Raw genomic sequence first — 24,306 nt, forward strand, 5'->3', positions numbered from 1 at the left:
GAAATTCAATGAAAAAGAATATAATAGTAGGTTTAGCGGTGGTTTTGATGTTGGCGTCTTGTAACAAAGATGAGAAGATCCTGAACACCCTGAATGAATATAATAATACAATGGTAGAAAAAGGGTATCACTTCGGTGATAAACTTGAACTTCCGAAAGAGGTAACGGAGAATGCAGAAAGCATCAGCATCAGCTTTGGAGACAAAGAAACTTCAAGTTTGACAGTGGATCCTAAATTCTTTACATTAGGTGATAATGCCGTTACTTTTAACATCAAAACAAAAGGCGGGAAAGTGCTTAATCAGGATGCAACCATCAACGTATTTGCAAAAAATCCTGAAAAAAATATCGCCTACCAGATTATTGCAGAATATCCTCACGATCCAAAGAATTTCGTACAGGGTTTCCAGATCGAAGGCAATACCATCTATGAAAGTGACGGGCAGAACGGTTCTTCCCAGATCCTGAAATATACATTGGGAACTACGACTCCTCTTGCTTCTACCAAACAGGCTCAGGAAGATTTCTCTGAAGGAAGCACTATCGTTGGTGATAAAGTGTATCAGCTGACATGGCAGAGCAAAAAAGGGTATATCTATGACAAAAGCTCTTTGAAGCTGCTTTCAGAATTCGCTTATCCGAATGTTTTAGGTGAAGGTTGGGGACTGACTTATGACGGGAAAAACCTGATCGCATCAGACGGAAGCAAGCTTTTATATTTCCTGGATGCTAATAATCCTTCAAAACTGATCAAATACGTAGCTGTAGCAGGAAGTTCTCAGATCTACGACCAGCTGAATGAACTGGAATACCACAATGGGTTTATCTATGCCAATGTATGGCAGAAACCTGTGGTGTTAAAAATCAATCCGGCAACGGGAGAAGTAGTAGGTACATTTGACTTTACAGATATCGCAAAACAGAATACCAAAGGAAGTGATGATGTACTGAACGGAATTACTTTCAAAGGCGACAATATGCTCGTAACAGGTAAAAACTGGCCGAAGATCTACGAAGTTCAAATCAAATAATCTAAATAAAGATTTTTCTATAAATATAGCGTTCCTCAGGAGCGCTATTTTCATGTTTGGACTAAAAATTTACTATTTTTGACGGATGATTAAGAATCCACTGAAAAGAAATATCATAGCCGGTTTAGCGGTCATTTTCCTGCTGTCATCATGCGATAACAATAAGAAAATGCTGAATACTCTGGCTGATTACAATAATTCAAAAGAAACAAAAGGCTATCATTTCGGAGATCAGCTTAATTTTCCGAAAGAAGTAACGGACAATGCAGAAACCATTACCATCAGTTTTGGCGATAATGAAACTTCCAATCTGACGGTAGATCCTAAATTTTTCACATTAGGAGATAATGAAGTGACGCTGATCATTAAGACCAAAAGTGGAGAAACTTTAAACCAGGATGCAACCATCAATGTTTTCGCGAAAAACCCTGAGCAGAATATTTCCTATAATATCATTGCAGACTATCCTCACGATCCGAATAATTTTGTGGAAGGATTTCTTATGGAAGGCAATACCGTTTACGAAAGCGACGGGCTGGACGGTTCTTCCCAACTAATAAAATATACTCTAGGTTCAGCGACTCCCTCGATTACTGAAAAACAGCCGGCAGACGTTTTTTCCGAAGGCTGTGCGATTGTAGGGGATAAAATATATCAGCTGACATATAAAAATAAAATAGGGTTTATTTACGATAAAAACTCATTGAAAAAAATCTCACAGTTCCCATTACCCAATGTCATTGGTGAAGGCTGGGGATTAACTTATGACGGTAAAAATCTTGTCGCTACCGATGGCTCGAAAAATATTTACTTTCTGGATGTCAACGATCCGTCAAAAGTAGTCAGAACACTTGCCGTTGCCGGACATACCGAAACATACGACAAATTGAATGAGCTGGAATACCATGACGGTTTTATATATTCTAATGTGTGGCATAACCCTATTATTTTAAAGATCAATCCTGCGACTGGAGAAGCGGTGGGTAAGTTTGATTTTACAAAACTGACGGCTGAGAATGATCAGGGGAACAGCGAACATGTTTTAAACGGAATTGCTTTTAAAGGAAATAATATGCTGATAACAGGAAAAAACTGGGCAAAAATTTATGAAATTTCCGTTAAATAATTGATTGGCGTTACTGAACGGTCGACAATTTTATCGCAGATAAAATCCTTCCGCCTTAAAGCACCATTTTTTCAAATTTCTTTGCGGTCTTTGCGCTTTTCCAACAAAAAAGTTTATTGTTTAAAATTCAAATAAAAGGATGTAAATTGCTGACGTTCCGCACAGGAAAGTTATCTTTGCCAAAATAGATTTTGAGACTACTTTATATCATATTCATCTTCTTTTTCTGTACAGTAAATGCGCAGAAGGCCCTTCCTTTAGACACCCTGAAACTGAAGGAAGCCAAAGATATGCTGGCAGACGATTACGGAAACCTGTACATCTACAAAAACAAAGATTTCAGCTTTACGAAATATGATTCTCTGGGAAAACAGCTCGGGAAAATGATGCTTACGGTTCCTTACAAAGTACAGTCGGTACAGAATCCTCTGAGCCTGGCCTTATTTTCAGAAAATGCCCAGGAAATGAAATTTGTGGATCAGAATATGAATGAGATTCAAAAGATTGATTTCAAACAGAAATTCGGATTTATCAGAATGGCGTATGCGGAAGATCTTCAGCAGCTCTGGCTTCTGGATGACAGCACTAAACGTCTTATCCAGTACAATTTCAGGAACGACACCACCATCAATTCCTATCCTTTTGACGTCAGTTTTGATGACATGATGGATCTGCTGGTCTTTGAAACGAAAGTTTATATTTTAACCAGGAAACATATCAGAGTCTTCTCGCTGAAGTTTGAAAAACTCTTTGAAGCGCCACTGGAAAACGGAAAACGTTTCAGAAGGGAGAATGATGTTATTTTGGTCGTTGCAGACAACTCGATTTTGAAATACGATCCCGAAAAAGGAATGGTGAAGATTTTTGAAGACAAGGACGCACAAATTGTGGATAAAAACATCCTTTCTTATTTTGAAATCAAAGCGAACAAACTCTATCTTTACAACTTAGAAAAAATAAAGGAAACTAAACTGCAGACAGAGCCAGAAACCAAGCCGGTAACGTCGCCAGTCACTGAAAAACAGGCTGGGGAAGAAGGGCAGAAAGCTGACGATGAAAAGAAGGAATCTGAAGAGAAAGCTACAGACCATAATTTGCAGAAGCTGATAGAAGATACTTCCGAAGTTCAGGCCGTTGGAGTTTAGTCAAATTAAATTAAAAAATACTTAGAAGAATGCATATTGCAGTTACAGGAAATATTGGAGCAGGAAAAACCACTTTGACCACGATGCTTGCCAAGCATTACGGATGGGATGCACAGTTTGAAGATGTAGACCATAACCCTTATCTGGAAGATTTTTATGCGGACATGAGCAAATGGAGCTTTGCGCTGCAGATCTACTTTTTAGGAAGCAGATTCCGCCAGGTAAAGGAGATCAGAGAAAGTGGAAAAAATATTATTCAGGACCGTACCATCTATGAAGATGCCCATATTTTCGCAGAAAACCTGAACGATATGAAACTTCTTTCCGACAGGGATTTCAAGAACTATATCTCTGTTTTTGGCCTGATGAAATCATTTGTTTCTGCACCGGATCTTTTAATTTATTTAAAATCTGATGTTCCGAACCTTGTGAAAAAGATTTACAAAAGAGGAAGAGAATACGAAGCATCCATCAGTATCGAATACCTTTCCAAACTGAACCAGAAATACGAAAAATGGATCTCCGATTATACAGAAGGCAAGCTTCTTGTGATTGAAGTAGATGACCTTGATTTCGTAGAAAAACCTGAGGATTTCGGATTTATCCTTGAAAAGATCGAAGCAGAGCTGAACGGTCTGTTTTAACAAATTTTTATCAGAATTTAAGACGGCTTTCCAGTCATTTCTTCCTAAATTTGAGAAGAAAGTTTAATTTTTTAAATGATTATAATATGATGGTTAAGGTTTTACATAACGGAAGTTGCTCGAAATCCAATGCTGTTCTGGAGTATCTGGACGAGAATGGGGTGCCTTTTGAGATCATCAACATCGTAGAAGATCCATTAAGCGTCCTGGAGATTAAAACAGTACTGAAAAAGCTAAATCAGAGCGTGTTTCATATGATCCGCAAAACAGATAAGCTGTATACGGAACAATATGCCGACAAAAATTATTCTGAAGAAGAATGGATTAAAATCCTGTCTGAAAATCCTTCCCTGATCCAAAGGCCTATCCTGATCAAAGGATCTGTGGCCATGCTGGGAAGACCTATTGAAAATGTGAAATTCTTTATTGAAAAATAATAAGCATAAAAAAAGTCAGCGGAAGCTGACTTTTTTATTTTCTACAATAGAATAACGCCTTCTATTTTAGCAACGTCTTTATAAATATTCACTACCTGATCTGCATCCAGAACGAACGCGTTGATATTGCAGGCTGTGTACTTTCCATTTTTGCTTTCGCGGTTTCCTAATGTGAATTTAATCCCATCGAAAACTCTGTAAATTTCTGTAAGTTTCGCCTGGTCTGTAGGAATGATAAATTTAAATAAATAATCTTCCGGAAAGTCATGGTGACCTTCCAGTTTTTCCTTTAGAGAACTGTAAAAATCCTCCTGGTTTGCGTGTTGGTTTCCTTGTAATATGTCCATCTGCCTTGTTAAATTATATATAAATATAGCGAAATTTTTTCTATTTTCCAAGAGGCCCGAGCAGGGCTTTTGAATTCTGATGTTCGTAATCTTCAATGATGTTGAACAGCCCGTTGACCAATTGTTCTGAGGCCAGTTTGCTCAATCCTCCGGTGTTTACATTGCTGCTGCTTCCTCCAAGAAGGCTTCCCAGAAGATTGTTCCCGGAAAGAGCCGTATTGATGGTTTTTGCAATGCCGTATTCGTTCAGTTTCTCATCTACTTTAGGAGCGATAGCTGCTATAAGTTGCTGAGAGGTTTTTTCCTTTAAGATTTGCGTTGCCGTAGTTCCCTGAATGATTCTTGTGACATCCTGTGCATTCAGGCTGTTGACTGCATCCTGTAGAATCGGTTTTGAAAGATTAACTGTATATGCAGCTGCCTGAGCGATAAAATCTCTCTCTTTAGCAACTAAGGACGGAGCGATCTTTTCAAGAGTGGAATTGATATCTCTAAGCTCTTTTGGAAGTGCCTTATCCACCATATTGTTTTGAAGGAAGGCTTCTTTATTGCTGTAGATCCCCATACCTTTATCAATACCGTTCAGTAAAAGTTTTTTAATGATCGATAGACCCAGGTCTGTGGTAGCCATGGTTTGGCAGGATTGTACCGTTGTTAAAACCAGTGTTCCGGTTCCGATTAACAAAGCTGCCGTTATAATGTATTTTTTCATTGATCTTTTTCTTATTTTCTCAAATATTGCGCCAAAGGTAAATACTATTCCCGTATTAACAAAATATTAAATTCCTGTTGCGTATTTGGTGAATTTTCTGCTGAAAATGCAATAGTTTTAATTGGGTATTTTATCATAAATTCAAAGTTATAATGGGATTTAATTCAGTTAAATAGTTATTATTAGAGTTTGTGTTTAATATTTGTATGGTTTTTTTAAATTTTTAAGATATGTTAACAATGTTCGTTTTTTTTTCTATTTTTGACTAATGTCTTTTTTTGAGAATTTAAATAACTCCACCAGGAAGGACATTAATTAAAATTTGATTGTACGAATAAAATTGAACTATATGAAACAACGTGATTTAAAGTATTCATGTCTCATTGCTGTTTTATACTTCGGTATGAACGTCAATGCGCAGACTGCTCCCAAAGATACTACTGCCAAAGAGCAGAAGATCGAGGAGGTAGTTCTGATAGGATATGGATCTCAGAAAAAAGAAAATGTGACCGGAAGTATCGGGGTAGTTTCTGCCAAAGACCTGGCCAACAGACCTAACGCTAACCCAATCAGTTCTATTCAGGGAAGGTTATCCGGGGTACAGGTTTTAAATTCAGGTGCACCGGGAGGTTCGCCAAGAGTAGATATCAGAGGGGTAAGCTCACTGACAGGTAAGACGGTTTTTATCGTAGACGGAATGATCACTGATGATATTTCTTTCTTAAGCCCTCAGGATATAGAATCTATGAGTGTTCTGAAAGATCCTTCAAGTTTAGCGATCTACGGAGCAAGAGCCTCTAACGGAGCTGTGATCATTAAAACGAAAACCGGGAAAGGAAAGAAACCTGTTTTTAATTTTAACTCGTACTTAGGGATAAAAACAGTGACCAATATTCCTAAAATGGTTAATGCAGATCAATATGTAGAATTGTATAATGAGAAACTGATCAATGATAAAGTAAACAATCCTACCTTCTTAAACAGGTCTGCTTATCCGGCAGATACAGACTGGTTCAAAGAGATTTTCAGAACGAGTATCATTAATTCCAATGATATTTCTGCATCCGGAAATCTTGGAAAGCTGAACTATTACTTAAGTGTGGGAAATCTTCAGGATGAAGGAAACTTAGCTGCAGGGAGAGGAATCAATTCTGGAAGTGGTTTTAACAGATTTGCGACTAAGGTGAATCTTAGTTATAAAGTGACTGATAATATTACCATCGGAAACAATTTCACGTTTTCAAAAATGCGTACAGATCATGCGCAGAATACTTTACTGGATGCCTATTCATCACCACCGCTTTATTCTACGATGAATCCGGCTACGGGAGATTACCAGTATTTCACATTGGCTAAAGTGCCCAATTCAAGAGCGAAATTAGATTTATTCAGATCTCAGACCAGAGAAGAAAGACTGTTGAATAATATCTGGGGAGAATATAAATTCCTGAAAGATTTTACTTTAAGAGTAAGCTATAGCTCTGATAATATCAATTCGAGCAAGTATGAATTTACTCCGACGTTTGGTTATTTTCCTTCAGCAGACCAAAAGCCGACTAAATTAATCACAAGAGACTCCAGAACCAGAAATTACATTTGGGACAATACATTGAGCTGGAAGAAAAGTTTAGGGAAACATAACATCGAATTGTTAGCCGGTTTCTCCAGAACAAGAAATTCTTACGCTCAGACTTATGCAGAAGCATTAAATGTAAAGTATGATGGAAGTAATTCTTCATTGGGCATATCTAACGGAACTGATATTTATATAACCAGTTTTGAAGAAGGAGAAAGAAATGTTATTCCATATCAGGACAGAATTGAATCATTTTTCGGAAGGCTGAATTATGATTATGGAGGGAAATATTTAGTAAATGCATCCATTCGTAGAGATGGAACCTCAAAGTATTCATCGAATGACAGATACCGTGTATTTCCAGCTGTAAGCGCGGGATGGGTGATTTCAAAAGAAAATTTCATGAGCGAGCAGAATGTTTTCAGCCTTTTAAAACTGAGAGCAAGCTGGGGTAAATTAGGAAACCCGGATGTACAGAGAGCGTATACGCTTAATACAACAAAAATTATTGAAGGGGCATACTATGGGGGAAATGGTGCACCGGCACAAACCATTGATAAAATTATAGATCCTAATATTGGCTGGGAAACGACAACCGGTAGAGATTTTGGGTTGGAAATGGCTTTATTTAATAATAAGCTGAAAGTTGACGCTACGTATTTTGATAAAGATACGAAGGATGTTGTTTATGGTATTGTACAGGGAACTGTTTCTGGTGCGGGTAACTGGAACAATTACATTACTAATGCCTATTCTTTTAACAACAAAGGATTTGAATTTTCTATCAACTATGACACTAATATTAGCGAGAATGTAAAGCTTGGTGTTTATGGAAACATGACCACCCTGAAAAATAAAATTACCTCCGTATTTAATGGATCTTATTTGCAGACCGGAGCGAGCTTATATGGTAATTCAATCATAAGATTACAGGAAGGACAGGCTGTAGGTTCTTACTACGGATATCAGGTGGAAGGTGTTTTCCAGAATGCTTCGGAAGTAGCAGGGGCACCTACACAGAATGGAGCGACACCGGGAGGATTTAGATTTGCAGATATCGACGGAAACGGAGTCATTGATGCGAGAGATAAAACTTTCTTAGGAAGTCCTATTCCTAAAGGGACTTACGGATTTGGTATTAATCTGAATGTATATGATTTTGATTTTGCAATCGACTTCCAGGGTGTATTTGGAAATAAGATCTACAATTTCAACAGAGAGCAACGCTACGGAAATGAAAGCTGGGATTTGGATTTCTATAATAACAGATGGCATGGTGCAGGTACCTCAAATGCTTATCCGATGGCTACCAATGACCAGTCAATTATCTTACCTAACAGTTTCTACGTAGAAGATGGAAGTTACATCAGAATCAGAAATATCCAGGTAGGTTATAATTTACCTAAATCATTTGCCAATGCGATGTCTATCACTAAATTAAGATTGTATGTAAGTGCTCAGAATCCTTGGACAAGCTTCAAATACAATGGATTCTCACCCGAAATTTTGAATACAGACAGAGTGCAGATGGGTGTTGATAATAACATTTATCCGATTTCAGCGATCTACACTATCGGTATGAACTTAACATTTTAATTAAGAAAGAGTTATGAAAAAGATATTTTTATCAGTCGCTTTATTTTCGCTTGTACTAAGCTGTAAAGACGATTATTTAGACATAAAGCAGGAAGGTCAGACAGAGGCTGCATCATTTTTCAAGACCCAGGAAGATGCTTTACAGGCTACCAGTGCTATCTATAGCTTTCTGAGAAGCTGGGAGAACTCGGCTTTTCCTTACCAGTTCGTTTTCGGGGTTCCGGCAGATGATGTGGTAAAAGGCTCTAACCCGGGAGATTCGTCTTTCATTAATGTATATGATAATTTCACTTATACAGTGAGTGACGAAGGAGTAAGAGGATATTGGATCGGGCAGTGGCAGGCTGTGAACAGAACGAATCAGGTGATCACCAATGTTCCGGCAATAGATATGGATACTACTTTAAAGAACAGACTGATCGCTGAATCCAGAATGTTAAGAGCGTACTTCTATTTCAATTTAGTAAGAATTTATGGAGGTGTTCCCATTTATGATAAAGTGGAGGCTGTTTATGATAAACCGAGAAACTCAGTGGAAGAAGTATACAATTTCATCATTGCTGACCTTACGGCAGCAGCAGAAGTTTTACCTCAGACATATCCGGCCTCAGATCTTGGGAGAGTAACAAAAGGAGCTGCATTGGGACTGCTTTCTAAAGTATACCTTTATAAAAAAGACTGGCAGAAGGCATATGATACTTCTAACCAGTTAATTGGAATGGGATATGATTTAGATCCTGATTTTAACCATTTATTCAGACCGGCAGGTGAGTTCGGCAGAGAATCTGTTTTTGAAGTGAACTGTGGATGCGAACCACCATATAAAGGAAGTCAGTATGCGGAAGTTCAGGGAGTAAGAGATCAGTTCGGATGGGGCTTTTTCACACCTTCCAATGCACTTGAAAATGCATTTGAGACAGGGGATATCAGAAAAGAACTGACGATCCTTAGAAACGGAGAAACTACACCGGAAGGAGACCTGATTGCTATGGGAGATGCCAACTCTGTAACGACCTACAACCAGAAAGTATATGTTCCGAAAGCTTTGAATAACAGTGCTTGTGGTTATGGATCTATCCAGAACATCAGAATACTGCGTTTTGCAGAAATCCTTTTGATCAATGCAGAAGCAGCTAATGAATTGGGTAATACCTCTACAGCAAAATTAAATCTGGATAAAGTGAGAAACAGAGCTAATCTTTTACCAACAACCGCTACTACCCAGATTGCAATGCGTAACGCAATATGGCACGAAAGAAGAGTAGAGTTGGCCCTTGAAGGTGACAGATTTGTTGATTTAGTAAGAACAGGTCAGGCAGCGACAGTACTTGCTCCTTACGGATTTAAAGCAGGGAAGAATGAAGTATTCCCTATTCCTTTAGATGCAATGGATCAAAGCCACGGAGCTTTCACGCAAAATCCTGGTTATTAATCTAACATATTATAAAATGGCCAAAGTTTACTTTGGCTGTTTTTTTATTATCCATATGAAAATGTATATCTTATGAAGTTAGGTCTTATTTCTATTCTTACAGTATCCTTACTGTTTTCCTGCAAAAATGCTCAGATCAAAAATACTGAAACTGCTCAAAATGAAGCTGTAAAAAGCAACATTACCGATGAGCAGCTCATGGACAGAGTGCAGAAAGATGCCCTGAAGTATTTCTGGGATTATGCCGAACCCAAATCGATGTTGGGAAGAGAGCGTTATCACGAAGACGATATCTATCCTGACAACGACAAACACGTCATCACAACAGGCGGATCAGGATTCGGATTGGCGACCCTTCTGGTAGGTGTGGAAAGAGGATTTGTTCCAAGAAAAGAAGCCGTAAAAAGACTGACTCACATGATGAATTTTCTCGCAAAAGCAGACCGCCATAAAGGCGCCTGGTCTCACTGGATCAATGGAGAAACAGGAAAAACAGTTCCTTTCGGGAAAAAAGATAACGGGGGCGACCTTGTGGAGACTGCATTCCTTACTTCAGGAATCCTGATGGTACGCGAATACTTTAAAAACGGAAATGCCGAAGAAAAAGCCCTCGCTTCGAAATGCGACGAGCTTTGGAAAGGAATTCAATGGAACTGGTATACAAAAGGAGGCGAGAAAGTACTCTACTGGCACTGGTCACCAGAATACCAATGGGAAATGAATTTTCCTTTGGAAGGTTACAATGAATGTTTGATCACTTACATTTTAGCCGCTTCATCACCTACACATCCTATCGATACGAAAACCTATTACAAAGGCTGGGCGAGAAACGGAAATTACCTTTCAGATAAAACAAAATACGGACTTCCTCTGTACGTAAAACACAACTATGCCGAAGAATACGGCGGACCGCTTTTCTGGTCGCAATATTCCTATATCGGTCTGGATCCTACCGGACTTTCTGATAAACTGGTGAAAAACTATTTTGACTTAAACAAAAATCAAGTCCTGATCGACTATAAATACTGCGTTGAAAATCCAAAACAGTGGAAAGGCTACGGCCCGAACTACTGGGGACTGACAGCCGGATATACAAGAAATGAAGACGGAAGCACAGGCTACACCGCTCATATGCCAACCAATGACAATGGTGTAATCACACCGACAGCAGCATTGAGCAGCTTTCCGTACACGCCAAAAGAATCTATGGATTTCCTGAGATTCCTGTACACACAAAAACTGGAATTCATAGGATCAGCTGGGCCTTATGATGCCACTTCCGTGAATTACAACAACTGGTTTACACCAAGATATTTAGCCATCGACCAGGGAACCATCGCTCCGATGATCGAAAACTACAGAACAGGATTCCTGTGGAAATTATTTATGAATGCCCCCGAAATTCAGCAGGGACTTAAAAAATTAAGCTTCCAATCTGAGAAATACGGGATAAAATAATATGAATTTATATAATTTTCAACAGGATTTTCATTCAATAGAAACGGGCTTTCGCCCGTTTAAATAAAAACTACACACCAAACGGCTTTAGCCAAAACTTATATATTAATATGAAATTAAAACTGAAACACCTTTCCCTTTTACTCCTGCCATTGTCACTACAGATCAATGCCCAGGAAATAAAAGGAGAATTAAATAAAGAAATTAAAAGAATAGAGAAAATATCCTACATTCTGGATTACCCTCAGAAGGCAAAAGGAAATGTTCCTTTGATCGTGTTTCTGCACGGTTCAGGAGAAAGAGGAAATAATCTTGAGGCAGTTAAGGCTCACAGTCCGTTTACATATAAAAGCCTGATGAAGGAGCCTGTAGCGATTTTAGCACCGCAATGTCCTGCAGATTCATGGTGGGATACCGTAACGGTTTATAATCTGATTAAAGAAATTCAGAAAAAATATAAAATTGATGCCTCCAGAATTTATCTTACGGGGCTTTCACTGGGAGGGTGGGGAACTTTAAAGCTGGCTATGGAGCATCCTGAAATGTTTGCAGCAGTAGTGCCGGTTTGTGCACCTACAGATTTAATTATGTACTCCAATATCAATCAATACAAAGACCTGAATATGAAAATTTTTCACGGAGGAATGGATGATATTGTCTTGCCGGAAAATGCTTTAAATTTTTACCAGAGATTACATCCGGTAAATCCTTCCGCAGAATTGGTCATCTTCCCCAATGACAACCACAACTCATGGGACTCCACCTATTCAGACCCAAAACTGTATGAATGGATGTTCTCTAAGAAGAAAGGAGAATAAGTTTAATGAGAATAAAGAATAAAGACGCGAGCTATAACACCATCAATTTTATCTCTGATAAAATCTTTGCGCCTTAAAAACATAAAATTGGAAAAAAAACTTGCGCCCTTGCGTTTTCCAACAAAAATAACTCAAAGAGTAAACAATAAAACCGGAACTATAATTGAGTAAGAATAAAGAATAAAGACGCGAGCTATAACACCATCAATTTTATCTCTGATAAAATCTTTGCGCCTTAAAAACATAAAATTGGAAAAAAAACTTGCGCCCTTGCGTTTTCCAACAAAAATAACTCAAAGAGTAAACAATAAAACCGGAACTATAATTGAGTAAGAATAAAGAATAAAGAATAAAGACGCGAGCTATAACACCATCAATTTTATCTCTGATAAAAACTTTGCGCCTTAAAACATAAAGCTTGAAAAAAAAATAGCGCCATTGCGTTTTTCAACCAAAAACACCCAAGATAAACAATAAAATCAGAACTATAATTTAAGAAGATAGATTTATGAAAAAGTTAATTGTACTCGCAGCTTTAGCACTTTCGCCCGTGTTTTCCGCACAGGAAATGGTAACCAAGCCCGTGCAGTCTTACCAGACAGCCCAGTATCAGGCGAAAAGAAAAGCTTTCGTAGAAAATCTTTTGTCTAAAATGACTTTAGATGAAAAGATTGGCCAGCTCAATCTGCCGACCTCCGGAGATTTTACCACTGGACAGGCTCAAAGTTCAGATATCGGAAAAAAAGTAGAGCAGGGACTAGTAGGAGGATTATTCAATATAAAAGGAGCTGAAAAAATCAAAGCCGTTCAGAAAGTGGCGATGGAAAAAAGCCGTCTGAAAATCCCTTTGATCTTCGGAATGGACGTGATCCATGGTTACGAAACCACTTTTCCTATTCCATTGGGATTAGCGGCTTCCTGGGACATGAATCTGGTACAGCAGTCTGCGAGAGTAGCAGCTAAAGAAGCTTCTTCAGATGGAATCAACTGGACGTTCTCTCCAATGGTAGATATTTCCCGCGAACCTCGATGGGGAAGAGTATCTGAAGGTTCAGGAGAAGATCCGTACTTAGGAAGCGAAATTTCTAAAAATATGGTGTATGGGTATCAGGGGAAAGATCTTTCCGTTGGCAACACAATCTTGGCCTGTGTAAAGCACTTTGCATTGTACGGAGCAGGAGAAGCCGGACGTGATTATAACACGGTAGACATGAGCCACGTGAGAATGTTTAATGAATATTTCCCACCTTATAAAGCCGCTGTAGATGCTGGAGTCGCTTCTGTAATGGCTTCTTTCAATGAAGTGGACGGAGTTCCGGCAACTGGAAGCAAGTGGCTTCAGACCGATGTTCTTAGAAAAATGTGGAACTTCAAAGGTTTCGTTGTCACCGATTATACCGGAATCAATGAAATGATCGAACACGGAATGGGAGATCTTCAGCAGGTATCTGCTTTAGCCCTGAAAGCCGGAGTAGATATGGATATGGTGGGAGAAGGATTCCTAACCACCCTTAAAAAATCGCTTGATGAAGGAAAAGTAACACAGGCAGAAATCGATATGGCAGCCAGAAGAATTCTGGAAGCGAAGTATGATCTTGGATTATTCGATGATCCTTACCGTTACGGCGATGCAAAACTGGCCGCAAAAGAGGTTTACAATATGGAAAACCGTAACATCGCAAGAAGCGCAGCAGCTCAGTCTATGGTTCTGTTGAAAAACGAAAACCAGGTTCTTCCATTGAAGAAATCCGGTACAGTAGCGGTAATCGGACCATTGGTGAACAACTCACTGAACATGGCAGGAACTTGGAGTGTGGCTACAAAACATGCAGCTTCAGTTTCATTGATGCAGGGTCTTCAGGCGAATTATGGGAAAGAAGTGAAATTCCTTTCTGCAAAAGGGGCCAACATTGATTATGATGCTAAATTAGAAGATATTTACGCAGCTCACGGTAAAAAGACAGACCGCGACAACCGCTCTAAAGAAGAATTATTAAAAGAAGCTGTCGACGTAGCCAACAAAGCAGACGTGATCGTTCTTGCCATCGGAGAATCTGCAGAAATGAGCGGAGAATCTTCTTCAAGAACAGAAATTACCATTCCTCAGTCTCAGGTTGATTTGTTAAACGAATTGAAAAAGACAGGAAAACCAATCGCAATGGTTCTTTACACAGGTCGCCCGTTAGCTTTGACTAATGTAAAAGATACGCCTGATGCAATCGTTAATGCATGGTTTGCAGGTTCAGAAGCCGGAAATGCTATTTCAGATGTTTTATTCGGAAAAGTAAATCCTTCAGGGAAACTTCCGATGACATTCCCGAGAAGCTTAGGACAAGTGCCTATCTATTATAACGCAAAAAATACAGGCCGCCCATTAAGTCAGGATAAAGTGGATAAGTGTGTCTACGAAAGATTCCGTTCCAACTATATGGATGAGTGTAATACACCATTGTACCCATTTGGATATGGCTTGAGCTATTCTAAATTCAGTTATTCTGATCTGTCAGTTTCCAATTCAAACCCGAAAGGAAATCAAACGGTTCAGGCTACGGTAACGGTAACGAACTCCGGAAACTATGACGGTGCTGAAGTGGTGCAGCTTTACATCAGAGATATGGTAGGAAGTATTACCAGACCGGTAAAAGAGCTGAAAGGATTCCAGAAAATATTCCTGAAAAAAGGAGAATCTAAGAAAGTAACCTTCGATATTACGCCGGAAACCCTTAAATTCTACAATGGAGAATTGAAATTTGACTGGGAACCGGGAGAATTTGATATCATGATCGGAACCAATTCTGATGAGGTAAAACATTCAAAAATCAACTGGACTAAATAATAATAATAATCAAAGCCGCTTAAAAAAGCGGCTTTTTCCTGTTTTGGCATGATTTTTAATCGCACATTTGTAATCTTAAAATAATATTATGAAAAAAACGATTTTACTTGGCGCTATGTTTCTGGGAGCTTTTACATTTGCACAAACAGCAGGTGCTGACAGAGATGCTCACGGATGCATCGGTTCTGCAGGGTATACGTATTCTCAGATTAAAAAAGACTGTGTAAGAGTTTTTGAGCAGAAGATTAAATTAACGGAAGTTGCTCCAAAAGGAAGCTCTACTTCAATGGCCGCTGTAATTTTCAGCAAAGACATGAAAAAAGCGGAAGTTTTCGTTCCGGATACAGATGGCGAAAGCCTTATCCTGACAAGATTGGGAAAAGGGAAAGCTTGGAAGAAAGACGGGTATATACTTGTTCCTTTTAAGAAAAACGGATACCAGCTTAAAAAAGACAATGTTGTGATTTACCAGTAAATCCGGATGTATAAAATATAGTAAGAGACTGTCTGTTAAGGCGGTCTCTTTTTTTAACGGGTTAAGCAGAGTCAATTTCGGGCTCAGCCTCAAAACTTGAGCAGGTAAATAAAATTTCACGCAAATTAATCAGATGATGCAGATTTTTACCTTTGCTAATTTACTTTATTCGTATTATCTGCGAGAGAAAAATTCAAACCGTTAAGATTTCTGTTAAGCTTTTAAGAGTATTAAGTTTTAGCTTTGCTTTAAGACGTATGGCTTAAAAAATCAAATGATTTTTTCTTAACTAACCTTACTTCCTTCATTGATCTTAATGTTTTGAAAAGCATGAAATGAGAATCTGTTCCATCAGCTAAATCTGCGAGAGCTAGACCCCAAGTTTTGAAATTGTCCCAACTTCGGGGATATAGTATCCTTAAAAATCACCAGAACTAAAAAAAATATACTATAAGTCTCCCGAATGAGAGATTTTTTGTATCTTGGGTTGACTAATACCTTGTTACTGTTGTTATTTTTTTAAAACTCAAACTATTAATATTTCAATATGAGAAAAACTATTTTATTGGGTGCTATGTTCCTCAGTTCTTTAGCCTTTGCCCAACAAAAAACTCCTGTTTTAGGAGGTGATAGAGATGTTCACGGCTGTATAGGCTCGGCAGGTTATACATATTCACAAATCAAAAATGTATGTATAAAGGTTTTTGCACAAAAAATCAAACTAAAGGAAGTAGGATCAGATAATAGCTCCACTTCAATGACTGCTGTTATTTTCAGTAAAGATATGAAGAGGGCTGAAGTTTTCATTCCGGAAGGAAATGCAAAAAGCATTATTCTTGACAGAGAAGGAAAAAGCAAAATGTGGAAAAGTGGAAGCTATATAAAAGAAACATATGTTTTAGTTCCTTACAAAAAAGCAGGTTACCAGATTAAAAAAGATGATGTTGTGATTTATCAGTAAATCAGAATTAAAAAATATAAAAGCCATTCGTATGAATGGCTTTTTTGTTTCTTAGCTGTAAATAATTGGTAAGAAGAAGCCCGGATGAACCAGGCTTTATTTTTTTAGATGCACAATGCTTCATCATATCTTCTGCAAGGGCCATTTTCTCTGTATTGGCATGTTCCGGACGGACAGCTTTGTCCCGGTTGAGGAACCCATCCTCCTGAAATCATTTTTAAAGTACTCTTTGATAGTTTTTTTAGATTTTTCATAATAAGTTTGGTTTTAGTTAAGTTGCTCTGTAAAATTTTTCGAGCTTTTATAATGACTAAATTAAAAAATAAATTGAAATAAAATCACCATACGTTGAAAAATTAAGAAAATAGGAGTTAAATTGGGTGGTTTTCTGTATTAAATTAACTATTTTTCTTTGGAATGGTTAAATATTTGATCCTAAATAACGTTCTTAACAGAGAGGTTGTTTATCATTCAGAATCAGAATTCTACCTATAATTTTAATACAGACAGAATATGAATAGGAAATATTTTAAATACCTGCTTACAGCTTTATTGCTGTTTACAATCATATTGAAGGCACAGAAAAATAATAAGCAGGCTGTTATGGCCATAAAGAATGTCAACATCATTACAATGTCTTCAGACAAAAAGATCATTAAAAATGCGACATTGGTTATCAAAGACAATAAAATATTTTCCATCAACGGAGTCATTCCTCAATCAGCGAAAATGATTGATGGAAAAGGGAAGTGGCTTATTCCGGGACTGATTGATATACATGTTCACGGAGTGGCAGACATAAACTTTGGAGCATCATATCCTACTGAAGGAGATACATTTCTGGTCGATAATCAGGATATGATGATGCCATACGTAGTTAATGGTGTTACCACTATATTTGATCTCAATTCAAGAGTGGAAAATTTTGCCCAGAGAAATGAAATTATCAAAGGAAAAATTATTGGACCCCGGATGGCTTTGGCCGCATTGATTAATGGGGGAAACGGCTCGGGCAGAATAGCCAACACACCTTCTGATGGGCGGCAAACCGTCCGTATAGCGAAAGCAGAAGGATATGAATTCATCAAAGTATATTCAGAACTGAATGTTGAGACCTTTAAAGCAATCGTTGATGAAGCAAAAAAACAGGGAATGAAGGTAGTAGGACACATTCCGGATGCATTTAAAGGCAGAACTGAAGAGGCATTTGTTCCAGGTTTTGATATGGTAGCGCACGCAGAGGAACTTGCCAAGCAGTCGGAGAATTACAGTGATGAAGATATACAGAAATTTGTCAGGCTTGTAAAAGACAACGGAACCTGGCTTTCACCTACTTTGATTGTTATTAAACGGATTGAAGAACAGGCCCGTTCATTGGATATTATTCCTAAACTTGAGGGATTCCGGTATATCCATCCGCTGATGCAAAATAAATGGATGACTTCAAACCAGTATCACGACAAATCAAGTCCTGAGTTTATCGCTTATCTGGATAAAATGATAGCATTCAATAACCGCCTGGTAAAAGCTTTTAAAGAAGCAGGAATCCCTATTGTTGCCGGGACGGATTCGGGATGTTCCGGAGTTGTCTGGGGATATTCTCTTCATGATGAAATTGAACTTTTAGTAAAAGCCGGACTCACTCCCGAGGAAGCGCTCAATTCTTCCACAAAGCTTTCTGCCACGTGGCTTGGAATTGATGATAAAATAGGAACGGTAGAAGTTGGAAAATTAGCTGATCTTGTTCTACTGGATGCGAACCCTTTAGACGATATCCGGAATACGAGAAAAATTTCCGATGTTTTCTTCAATGGTCAATGGGTTTCCAAAAAGAAAATGGATAAAATGCTTTCGGATTTAGCCAAAAAAAATGATGACAATAAAAGTAAGTTTGACTGGAAAAAGAGGAAAGAATTAAAAAATACTTTATAGGCTGAGTTCAGAAGCCTGACCGTGTTAAAATGAGTCTTCAACAGTAACTTCCAGCCTCCCTCTTCCAGCTTCCAGCCAAATAGCTACGCTAACACAATGATGGCTTAAAGTGGGAACGGTATTTATTTAATTTAATCCATTCAAAAGCACCATTCTAATTTTCATCTCTCACCGAAAATCCTTATTTTTGTGCATCTAAAAGTAAAAGAAAGAATGAATTCCTACAAAAATCCATTGGAAGAGCGCTATTCCAGTGAAGAAATGTTGTTTAATTTCTCACATAATAACAAATTCCGTACCTGGAGAAAGCTTTGGATAGCTTTGGCTGAAATAGAAAAAGACTTAGGTCTTGATATTACAGACGGACAGATTGCCGAGCTTAAAGCGAACGCCGAAAACATCGATTACGATAAAGCGGCTGAGTATGAAAAAAAATTCCGTCATGATGTAATGGCTCACGTTCACACGTATGGTGATGTGGCGCCTTCAGCAAAAGGAATCATCCATTTGGGAGCTACTTCAGCTTTTGTAGGAGATAATACAGACCTTATTCAGATCCGTGACGGGCTTTTAATCTTAAAGAAAAAGCTGGTTAACGTAATGAAAAACTTAGCTGATTTCTCTATTCAGTATAAAGATCTTCCTACTTTAGGATTCACCCATTTCCAGCCGGCTCAGCTAACGACCGTTGGAAAAAGAGCAACCCTTTGGTTACAGAGTTTGGTTCTTGACATTGAAGAGCTTGATTTCTTCTTAGAAACACTTCGTTTCAGAGGTGTAAAAGGAACTACCGGTACTGCTGCAAGTTTCTTAGAACTGTTCAACGGTGATTATTCCAAAGTAAAACACTTAGATAAAGAACTTTCAAAAAGATTTGGTTTTGAGAAAGTATTCGGAGTTTCCGGTCAGACTTATGACAGAAAAATTGATGCTAAAGTAGTGGCTTTATTAGGAAATATTGCTCAGTCTGCTCATAAATTCACCAACGATTTACGTCTTCTTCAAAATCTTAAAGAAATTGAGGAGCCTTTCGAGAAAAACCAGATCGGTTCATCAGCAATGGCTTACAAACGTAATCCAATGAGAAGTGAAAGAATCGGGGCTTTGGCAAAATATGTAATGTCTCTGACAACAAGTTCAGCTATGGTAGCTTCAACTCAATGGTTTGAAAGAACGTTAGATGATTCTGCAAACAAGAGATTAACAATTCCTCAGGCTTTCCTTGCTGTTGATGCGATTCTATTGATCTGGAACAACATCATGAACGGTATCGTTGTATATCCGAACAGAATCAACAAGCACATCATGGAAGAACTTCCTTTCATGGCAACGGAATATATCATCATGGAAGAAGTGAAAGCTGGTGGTGACCGTCAGGAAATTCACGAAGTGATCAGAGTGCATTCTATGGAAGCTTCCAAGAAAGTGAAAGAAGAAGGAAAAGAAAATGACCTTATTGAAAGAATCTTAAATGACGATTCATTAAAATTAGATAAATCAAAATTAAAAGAAGTTTTAGATCCTAAAAACTTTATCGGATTTGCACCTATCCAAACGGAAGAATTCATCGCGAATGAAGTTCAGCCGATTCTGGATGAGAATAAAGACCTGATAGGATTGGAGGCTGATCTTAAAGTATAATTTACATATTTTGTTTCTTGGTGTGATTAAATAAAAGCACCAAGAAATAAAATAGTTCCACATATTACTTCATTTAATTTTTGACTGGCATTATATGATACATCTGTAAATATTTATTTAATATGAAAAAAATATTTTTACTACTTGCAAATTTAATAATGTGTTCATTCTCTGCACAGAGTATTAATAATTTGGCATGGTTCAAAAATTATGGAGGGACAGGGGAAGATTATGGTTACTCAATAAAAAAGACACCAGATAATGGTTACATTATATTAGGGGCATCGAATTCGAATAATAATGATATAACAAATAACCACGGTCAGGATGATATTGTATTAATAAAGCTGGATCAAAATAAAAATATAGTTTGGCAAAAATCTTACGGGGGTAGCAAAAGAGAATGGTTGCAGACGTCAAAAACTTTGCAAATTACAGAAGATGGTGGTTTTATTTTTGCTTCCACTACTAATTCAAATGACGGGGATGTTGTAAGACAGTCAAGTGCTGAAGCAAGCATTTGGATTGTGAAAGTTGACTCTCAGGGGAATATTCAGTGGCAGAATTCACTTCCTGTAACTTCAGGAGCATCAGCAGTCAAAGTAATTCCTAACGAAGGTTATATAATTGCAGGATCTGGTTTTTCACCAAATAACTTTAGATTGGCAAAATTAGATCTGACAGGAAATATACTTTGGCAAAAAAGCTATTCTGTTCCTTATTATACAGAGGTTTCTGATGTACAGTTATATAATTCCGGATTTATTTTAATTGGCACTAAAGATACTGCTCAATCTTCATCTGGAACACCCGATTGTGAACTAAGGGTGATCAACGTAGATATGAATGGTGGTGTTATTTGGGAAAAAAATTATGTGTATCAAAATTACACGAAAAATTCGCCCAAGACTGTAATGGTTAATCCTGATGGAACGCTTCTTATTACAGCAGTTATTGGAATGACGTACAGCAGCGTGTATAAAGGATTACTATTAAAGCTTGACGCACTGGGGAATACGGTTTGGCAAAAAGAATTTCCTGGTTCTGAAGATTCGCACTTCACCATTACATCTTCTATTATAAGTCAGAATAACGAATATATACTTAGTGGAACAAAAGCAGACCATTATCCAAATGACATTAGCGATTTCTGGTTTGGTAAATTTGATATTAATGGAAATGTAATTAGCCAACAAGTAATAAGAGGGAATAGTAATTATGATTATGCCAATGAAATTATTGAAGAAGGTAATAACCAATTTACTGTACTTGGGTCTTCAGCGTCTGGCTCTTTAAGGAATATTATCAGTTTTTTTCCACCCCAAATTCAGGTTTTAATGACTTTGTCTAATAAAGGAAATACAGACATGGTTTTATTTAAACTATCTGATGTATTAACATTAGATACAAAGGAAATATCTAAAAGTGGAGGATTTAAGATTTATCCAAATCCTGTTAAAAATATTATTAATATTAAGAGCGATAAGAGAATTTCTACCGTGAATATTTATGCCGCTGATGGGAAATTAGTGTCACAGCATCATGAAGATAATATAAAGCTTATAGATGCTAGCAGTTTAATGATTGGTAATTATTTTATTGAAATTATTGATTCAAATAATATTAAAACTTTCAAAAAAATAATTAAAAAATGATCTTAACTGTAATCTTTTGCAGACAATCAATTTAAATAACTAATCATTTAGAAATGATTAGTTATGGTTTTTTTAGTACTCGGCTAACATGAAAAAAACGCTTTTACTCATTGCCATGATCCCCATTCTTTCTTTTTCCCAGAAGAAAGAGGTTTTAAAGTATTTTTTCTCAAAAGATACCTTGGCGGGAGTGAAAGATCAGGACGGAAAAATCATCGTTCCTGCGCAGTTTAAAATATATTCGGATCTTGAAGATGGAGATCTTGTAAAAGAGGAAACCATTTATTTCGACGGTTCCAAAAAAGGAGAAGCCATAGAGAAAAATGCCTGGGGATATGTATATGATAAAAAAGGTAACTTTCTGTACAGACCTTTCTTTTATGACAATGGAGCAGATTATTTCAAAGAAGGAGTCAGAAGATTCGTTAAGAATGGAAAAGTCGGTTTTGCTGACCGGAACGGAAAGTTGGTCATAGAAGCCCAACATGACTTTGTTTCCTACTTTGACTATGGATATGCTGTATTTTGTGACGGCTGTGAATGGCAGAAAACAGGGGAAGGGCACAAGTCAATTGTTGGTGGTACCTGGGGTGTTTTGAATAACAAAGGAGAAACCGTTAAACCCATTGCAAAATCATCTGATAAGGACAAGGAAATCCTGGGGAAATACTATCCGAATCCGTTTCACTACAACGAAAAAGAGAAGAACATTCTTCAGTTTTTTGATAAGCAGAATGCAACACTTTCAGGATTGTATTATATCAGTGTATATCCCGAAATGTCTGATGCAGAGAAGAAATTACTTTTTGAAATAGTAGAAAGGCCCAAAGATAATTTTCCTTATTACCAGATCAATACCTATGCTTTGAGTAAGGACGGTATGCTTTCTGAAAGGTTTACATTCCTTGTTTCGGATGATGGCAAAGAAAAATATACCATGGATTATAATGAAAAGATTCCTTATGAAAAATGGTTAACCAATGAAATAAAAGAAGCGGAACAATTCCAGAAAGAACATCCTGATAATACCAATAAATTCGTAAAATAACAATTGCCCATGAAAAACCTGTCGATTTTTTTATTAATTCTGGTATCTGCGAAAAGCTTTTCACAAAGTCAGAAAGACGTGTATTCCATCATGGAAACCAATGCACAGAAATTAAAAGAAAAATCAGGGGCTTATTCAGTATCAGTTGGAATCGTGAAAGACGGGAAAGTGTATACAAAACACTTCGGGGAAATAGATAAAGGAAAAGGAAATAAAGCAGATGACAATACTTATTTTGAAATAGCTTCTGTGACCAAGCTTCTTACCGGACAATTATTGGCTCAGGCCGTTTTGGAAAATAAAATTAATCTTGAAGACGATGTCCGTAAGTATCTGAAGGGATCTTATCCCAATTTAGAATACAACGGAACTCCCATTAAAATTAAAGATCTGATTTCCTACAGAACCGCATTGCCGCGTAACCTGCCTGATGATGCCGAAATCCGGAAAACAATGTCAGACGAAACGCCTTTTCAATACAATACATTAGGAGAGAATTATACAAAAGATCATTTTAAGCAGGACCTTCAAAAAGTAAAACTGGATACCATACCCGGAGTCAAATACAATTACAGTAATCTAAGTCTTGAAATGACAGGTCTGATGCTGGAAAATATCTACGGGAAAAGCTATGAAACGCTGCTGAAAGAAAACATTTTGTCAAAAGCAGGAATGGATCACACCAAACTGGAATTGGGTAAAGGTGAAGTCTTAGCAAATGGATATCATGCAAGCGGACGCCTGATGCCAAAATCCATAAGTCATTTATGGGGTTCTGGCGGATCAAAAACCAAATCGACGATGGGAGATCTGGTGAAGTTCTTACAATATGAACTGGATTCAAAAAACTCAATTGTTCAAGAGTCTCAACGAAACATGAGTAACAGTAAAGGAGACTGGTATGGGTATTTTTGGGATGGTTATGGCCTTAGCGAACATGGGAAAATGGGGTACAAGCACGGAGGTGCATTCGGAGACCAAGTTTGGTTTGCAATTTATCCCGAACTGAATACAGGGATCTGCTTTATTGTAAATGTCAGCGGTCCGGATACATTCCCGGCGCTCTATAATTCAGCAGCCAGATTAATGAATGATCTGACGGCAAAACCGGGCAAGAAAGAAACAGAAGGATATTATCTGAAAGGAGATAACGTTGTATTTACGTATACCCATCCAAAGAATTTAAATTCAAAACTGATCAATAGCGCTTCTGTCGCGGGATCTTTCAATGATTGGAAGACAGACAACAAGAACTATCAGTTAACGAAGAAAGAAGATAACCGCTTCGAGTTGGAAGTTCCGAAATCCGGTTTTGAAAAAGGGAAAACCTATACTTTTAAGCTGGTTCTGAACGGAGACGACTGGGTCAATGCATCAAAAAACGCTTCCAATACAGACGGAACAGATGACAATAATCTGACGTTGAAGCTGTAAAA

At 37.7% G+C, this 24,306-nt stretch carries 20 protein-coding genes; 17 read left to right on the top strand and 3 right to left on the bottom strand.

The features are described from left to right. Window positions 1–8: 8 nt before the first annotated feature. From IW22_RS05825 to IW22_RS05845, 5 genes are all read left to right on the top strand, one after another. On the top strand, window positions 9–1,031 hold the full coding sequence (locus tag IW22_RS05825) for a glutaminyl-peptide cyclotransferase (RefSeq protein WP_034724972.1): 1,023 nt from the start codon (window positions 9–11) through the stop codon (window positions 1,029–1,031). A 100-nt stretch (window positions 1,032–1,131) separates the two neighbouring features. After that, window positions 1,132–2,157 (top strand): glutaminyl-peptide cyclotransferase, encoded by a 1,026-nt coding sequence (locus IW22_RS05830; RefSeq protein ID WP_034725613.1) that lies wholly within the window; start codon window positions 1,132–1,134, stop codon window positions 2,155–2,157. Between the two features lie 191 nt (window positions 2,158–2,348). Further along, window positions 2,349–3,302, top strand: a complete 954-nt coding sequence (locus tag IW22_RS05835; RefSeq protein ID WP_034724973.1) for a hypothetical protein — start codon at window positions 2,349–2,351, stop codon at window positions 3,300–3,302. Window positions 3,303–3,331: 29 nt separating this feature from the next. Then, window positions 3,332–3,946 (top strand): deoxynucleoside kinase, encoded by a 615-nt coding sequence (locus tag IW22_RS05840; protein ID WP_034724975.1) that lies wholly within the window; start codon window positions 3,332–3,334, stop codon window positions 3,944–3,946. 86 nt (window positions 3,947–4,032) lie between these two features. Continuing rightward, the gene (locus tag IW22_RS05845) at window positions 4,033–4,383 is read left to right on the top strand and encodes an ArsC/Spx/MgsR family protein (protein ID WP_034724977.1); all 351 of its coding nucleotides are present in this window, start codon (window positions 4,033–4,035) and stop codon (window positions 4,381–4,383) included. 41 nt (window positions 4,384–4,424) lie between these two features. On the opposite strand, the gene IW22_RS05850 is transcribed toward IW22_RS05845, so the two are convergent. Then, on the bottom strand, window positions 4,425–4,730 hold the full coding sequence (locus IW22_RS05850; protein WP_034724979.1) for a DUF493 family protein: 306 nt from the start codon (window positions 4,728–4,730) through the stop codon (window positions 4,425–4,427). 40 nt (window positions 4,731–4,770) lie between these two features. Beyond that, the gene (locus IW22_RS05855; protein ID WP_034724981.1) at window positions 4,771–5,442 is read right to left on the bottom strand and encodes a DUF4197 family protein; all 672 of its coding nucleotides are present in this window, start codon (window positions 5,440–5,442) and stop codon (window positions 4,771–4,773) included. Window positions 5,443–5,791: 349 nt separating this feature from the next. Between IW22_RS05855 and IW22_RS05860 the strand changes: the two genes are divergently transcribed. The 7 genes from IW22_RS05860 (at window position 5,792) to IW22_RS05890 (ending at window position 16,594) form a co-directional block, all read left to right on the top strand. After that, window positions 5,792–8,614 carry a SusC/RagA family TonB-linked outer membrane protein gene (locus IW22_RS05860; RefSeq protein WP_034724983.1) on the top strand — a complete coding sequence of 941 codons (2,823 nt, stop codon included), beginning with the start codon at window positions 5,792–5,794 and terminating at the stop codon, window positions 8,612–8,614. A gap of 13 nt (window positions 8,615–8,627) precedes the next feature. Continuing rightward, window positions 8,628–10,046 (top strand): RagB/SusD family nutrient uptake outer membrane protein, encoded by a 1,419-nt coding sequence (locus IW22_RS05865; RefSeq protein ID WP_051891117.1) that lies wholly within the window; start codon window positions 8,628–8,630, stop codon window positions 10,044–10,046. 72 nt (window positions 10,047–10,118) lie between these two features. Beyond that, window positions 10,119–11,504, top strand: a complete 1,386-nt coding sequence (locus IW22_RS05870; RefSeq protein WP_034724984.1) for a glucoamylase family protein — start codon at window positions 10,119–10,121, stop codon at window positions 11,502–11,504. A 110-nt stretch (window positions 11,505–11,614) separates the two neighbouring features. Then, window positions 11,615–12,322, top strand: a complete 708-nt coding sequence (locus tag IW22_RS05875; RefSeq protein ID WP_051891118.1) for a prolyl oligopeptidase family serine peptidase — start codon at window positions 11,615–11,617, stop codon at window positions 12,320–12,322. A gap of 508 nt (window positions 12,323–12,830) precedes the next feature. After that, window positions 12,831–15,158 carry a beta-glucosidase BglX gene (gene bglX / locus IW22_RS05880; protein WP_034724985.1) on the top strand — a complete coding sequence of 776 codons (2,328 nt, stop codon included), beginning with the start codon at window positions 12,831–12,833 and terminating at the stop codon, window positions 15,156–15,158. Window positions 15,159–15,246: 88 nt separating this feature from the next. Beyond that, window positions 15,247–15,633, top strand: coding sequence for a hypothetical protein (locus tag IW22_RS05885; protein WP_034724986.1), 387 nt, complete (start codon window positions 15,247–15,249; stop codon window positions 15,631–15,633). A 547-nt stretch (window positions 15,634–16,180) separates the two neighbouring features. Continuing rightward, window positions 16,181–16,594: a hypothetical protein gene (locus IW22_RS05890; RefSeq protein WP_034724987.1), complete on the top strand. Its 414-nt coding sequence runs from the start codon at window positions 16,181–16,183 to the stop codon at window positions 16,592–16,594. 104 nt (window positions 16,595–16,698) lie between these two features. Here IW22_RS05890 and IW22_RS24330 read toward each other — a convergent pair whose 3' ends face one another. Further along, entirely contained in the window at window positions 16,699–16,848 is a 150-nt protein-coding gene (locus IW22_RS24330; protein WP_156122729.1) for a hypothetical protein, read from the bottom strand. 259 nt (window positions 16,849–17,107) lie between these two features. Between IW22_RS24330 and IW22_RS05895 the strand changes: the two genes are divergently transcribed. From IW22_RS05895 to IW22_RS05915, 5 genes are all read left to right on the top strand, one after another. Beyond that, the gene (locus IW22_RS05895; protein WP_034724989.1) at window positions 17,108–18,526 is read left to right on the top strand and encodes an amidohydrolase family protein; all 1,419 of its coding nucleotides are present in this window, start codon (window positions 17,108–17,110) and stop codon (window positions 18,524–18,526) included. Window positions 18,527–18,739: 213 nt separating this feature from the next. Beyond that, on the top strand, window positions 18,740–20,167 hold the full coding sequence (gene purB, locus IW22_RS05900) for an adenylosuccinate lyase (RefSeq protein WP_034724991.1): 1,428 nt from the start codon (window positions 18,740–18,742) through the stop codon (window positions 20,165–20,167). Window positions 20,168–20,289: 122 nt separating this feature from the next. Beyond that, the gene (locus tag IW22_RS05905) at window positions 20,290–21,822 is read left to right on the top strand and encodes a T9SS type A sorting domain-containing protein (RefSeq protein ID WP_034724992.1); all 1,533 of its coding nucleotides are present in this window, start codon (window positions 20,290–20,292) and stop codon (window positions 21,820–21,822) included. An 88-nt stretch (window positions 21,823–21,910) separates the two neighbouring features. Continuing rightward, a complete protein-coding gene (locus IW22_RS05910; RefSeq protein WP_034724993.1) occupies window positions 21,911–22,870 on the top strand; it encodes a WG repeat-containing protein in 960 nt (319 codons plus the stop codon). 9 nt (window positions 22,871–22,879) lie between these two features. Next, window positions 22,880–24,304 (top strand): serine hydrolase, encoded by a 1,425-nt coding sequence (locus IW22_RS05915; protein ID WP_051891119.1) that lies wholly within the window; start codon window positions 22,880–22,882, stop codon window positions 24,302–24,304. The last annotated feature ends 2 nt before the right edge of the window (window positions 24,305–24,306 follow it).

Origin of the sequence: Chryseobacterium sp. JM1, from assembly GCF_000737715.1 — a bacterium.
Taxonomy (GTDB): domain Bacteria; phylum Bacteroidota; class Bacteroidia; order Flavobacteriales; family Weeksellaceae; genus Chryseobacterium.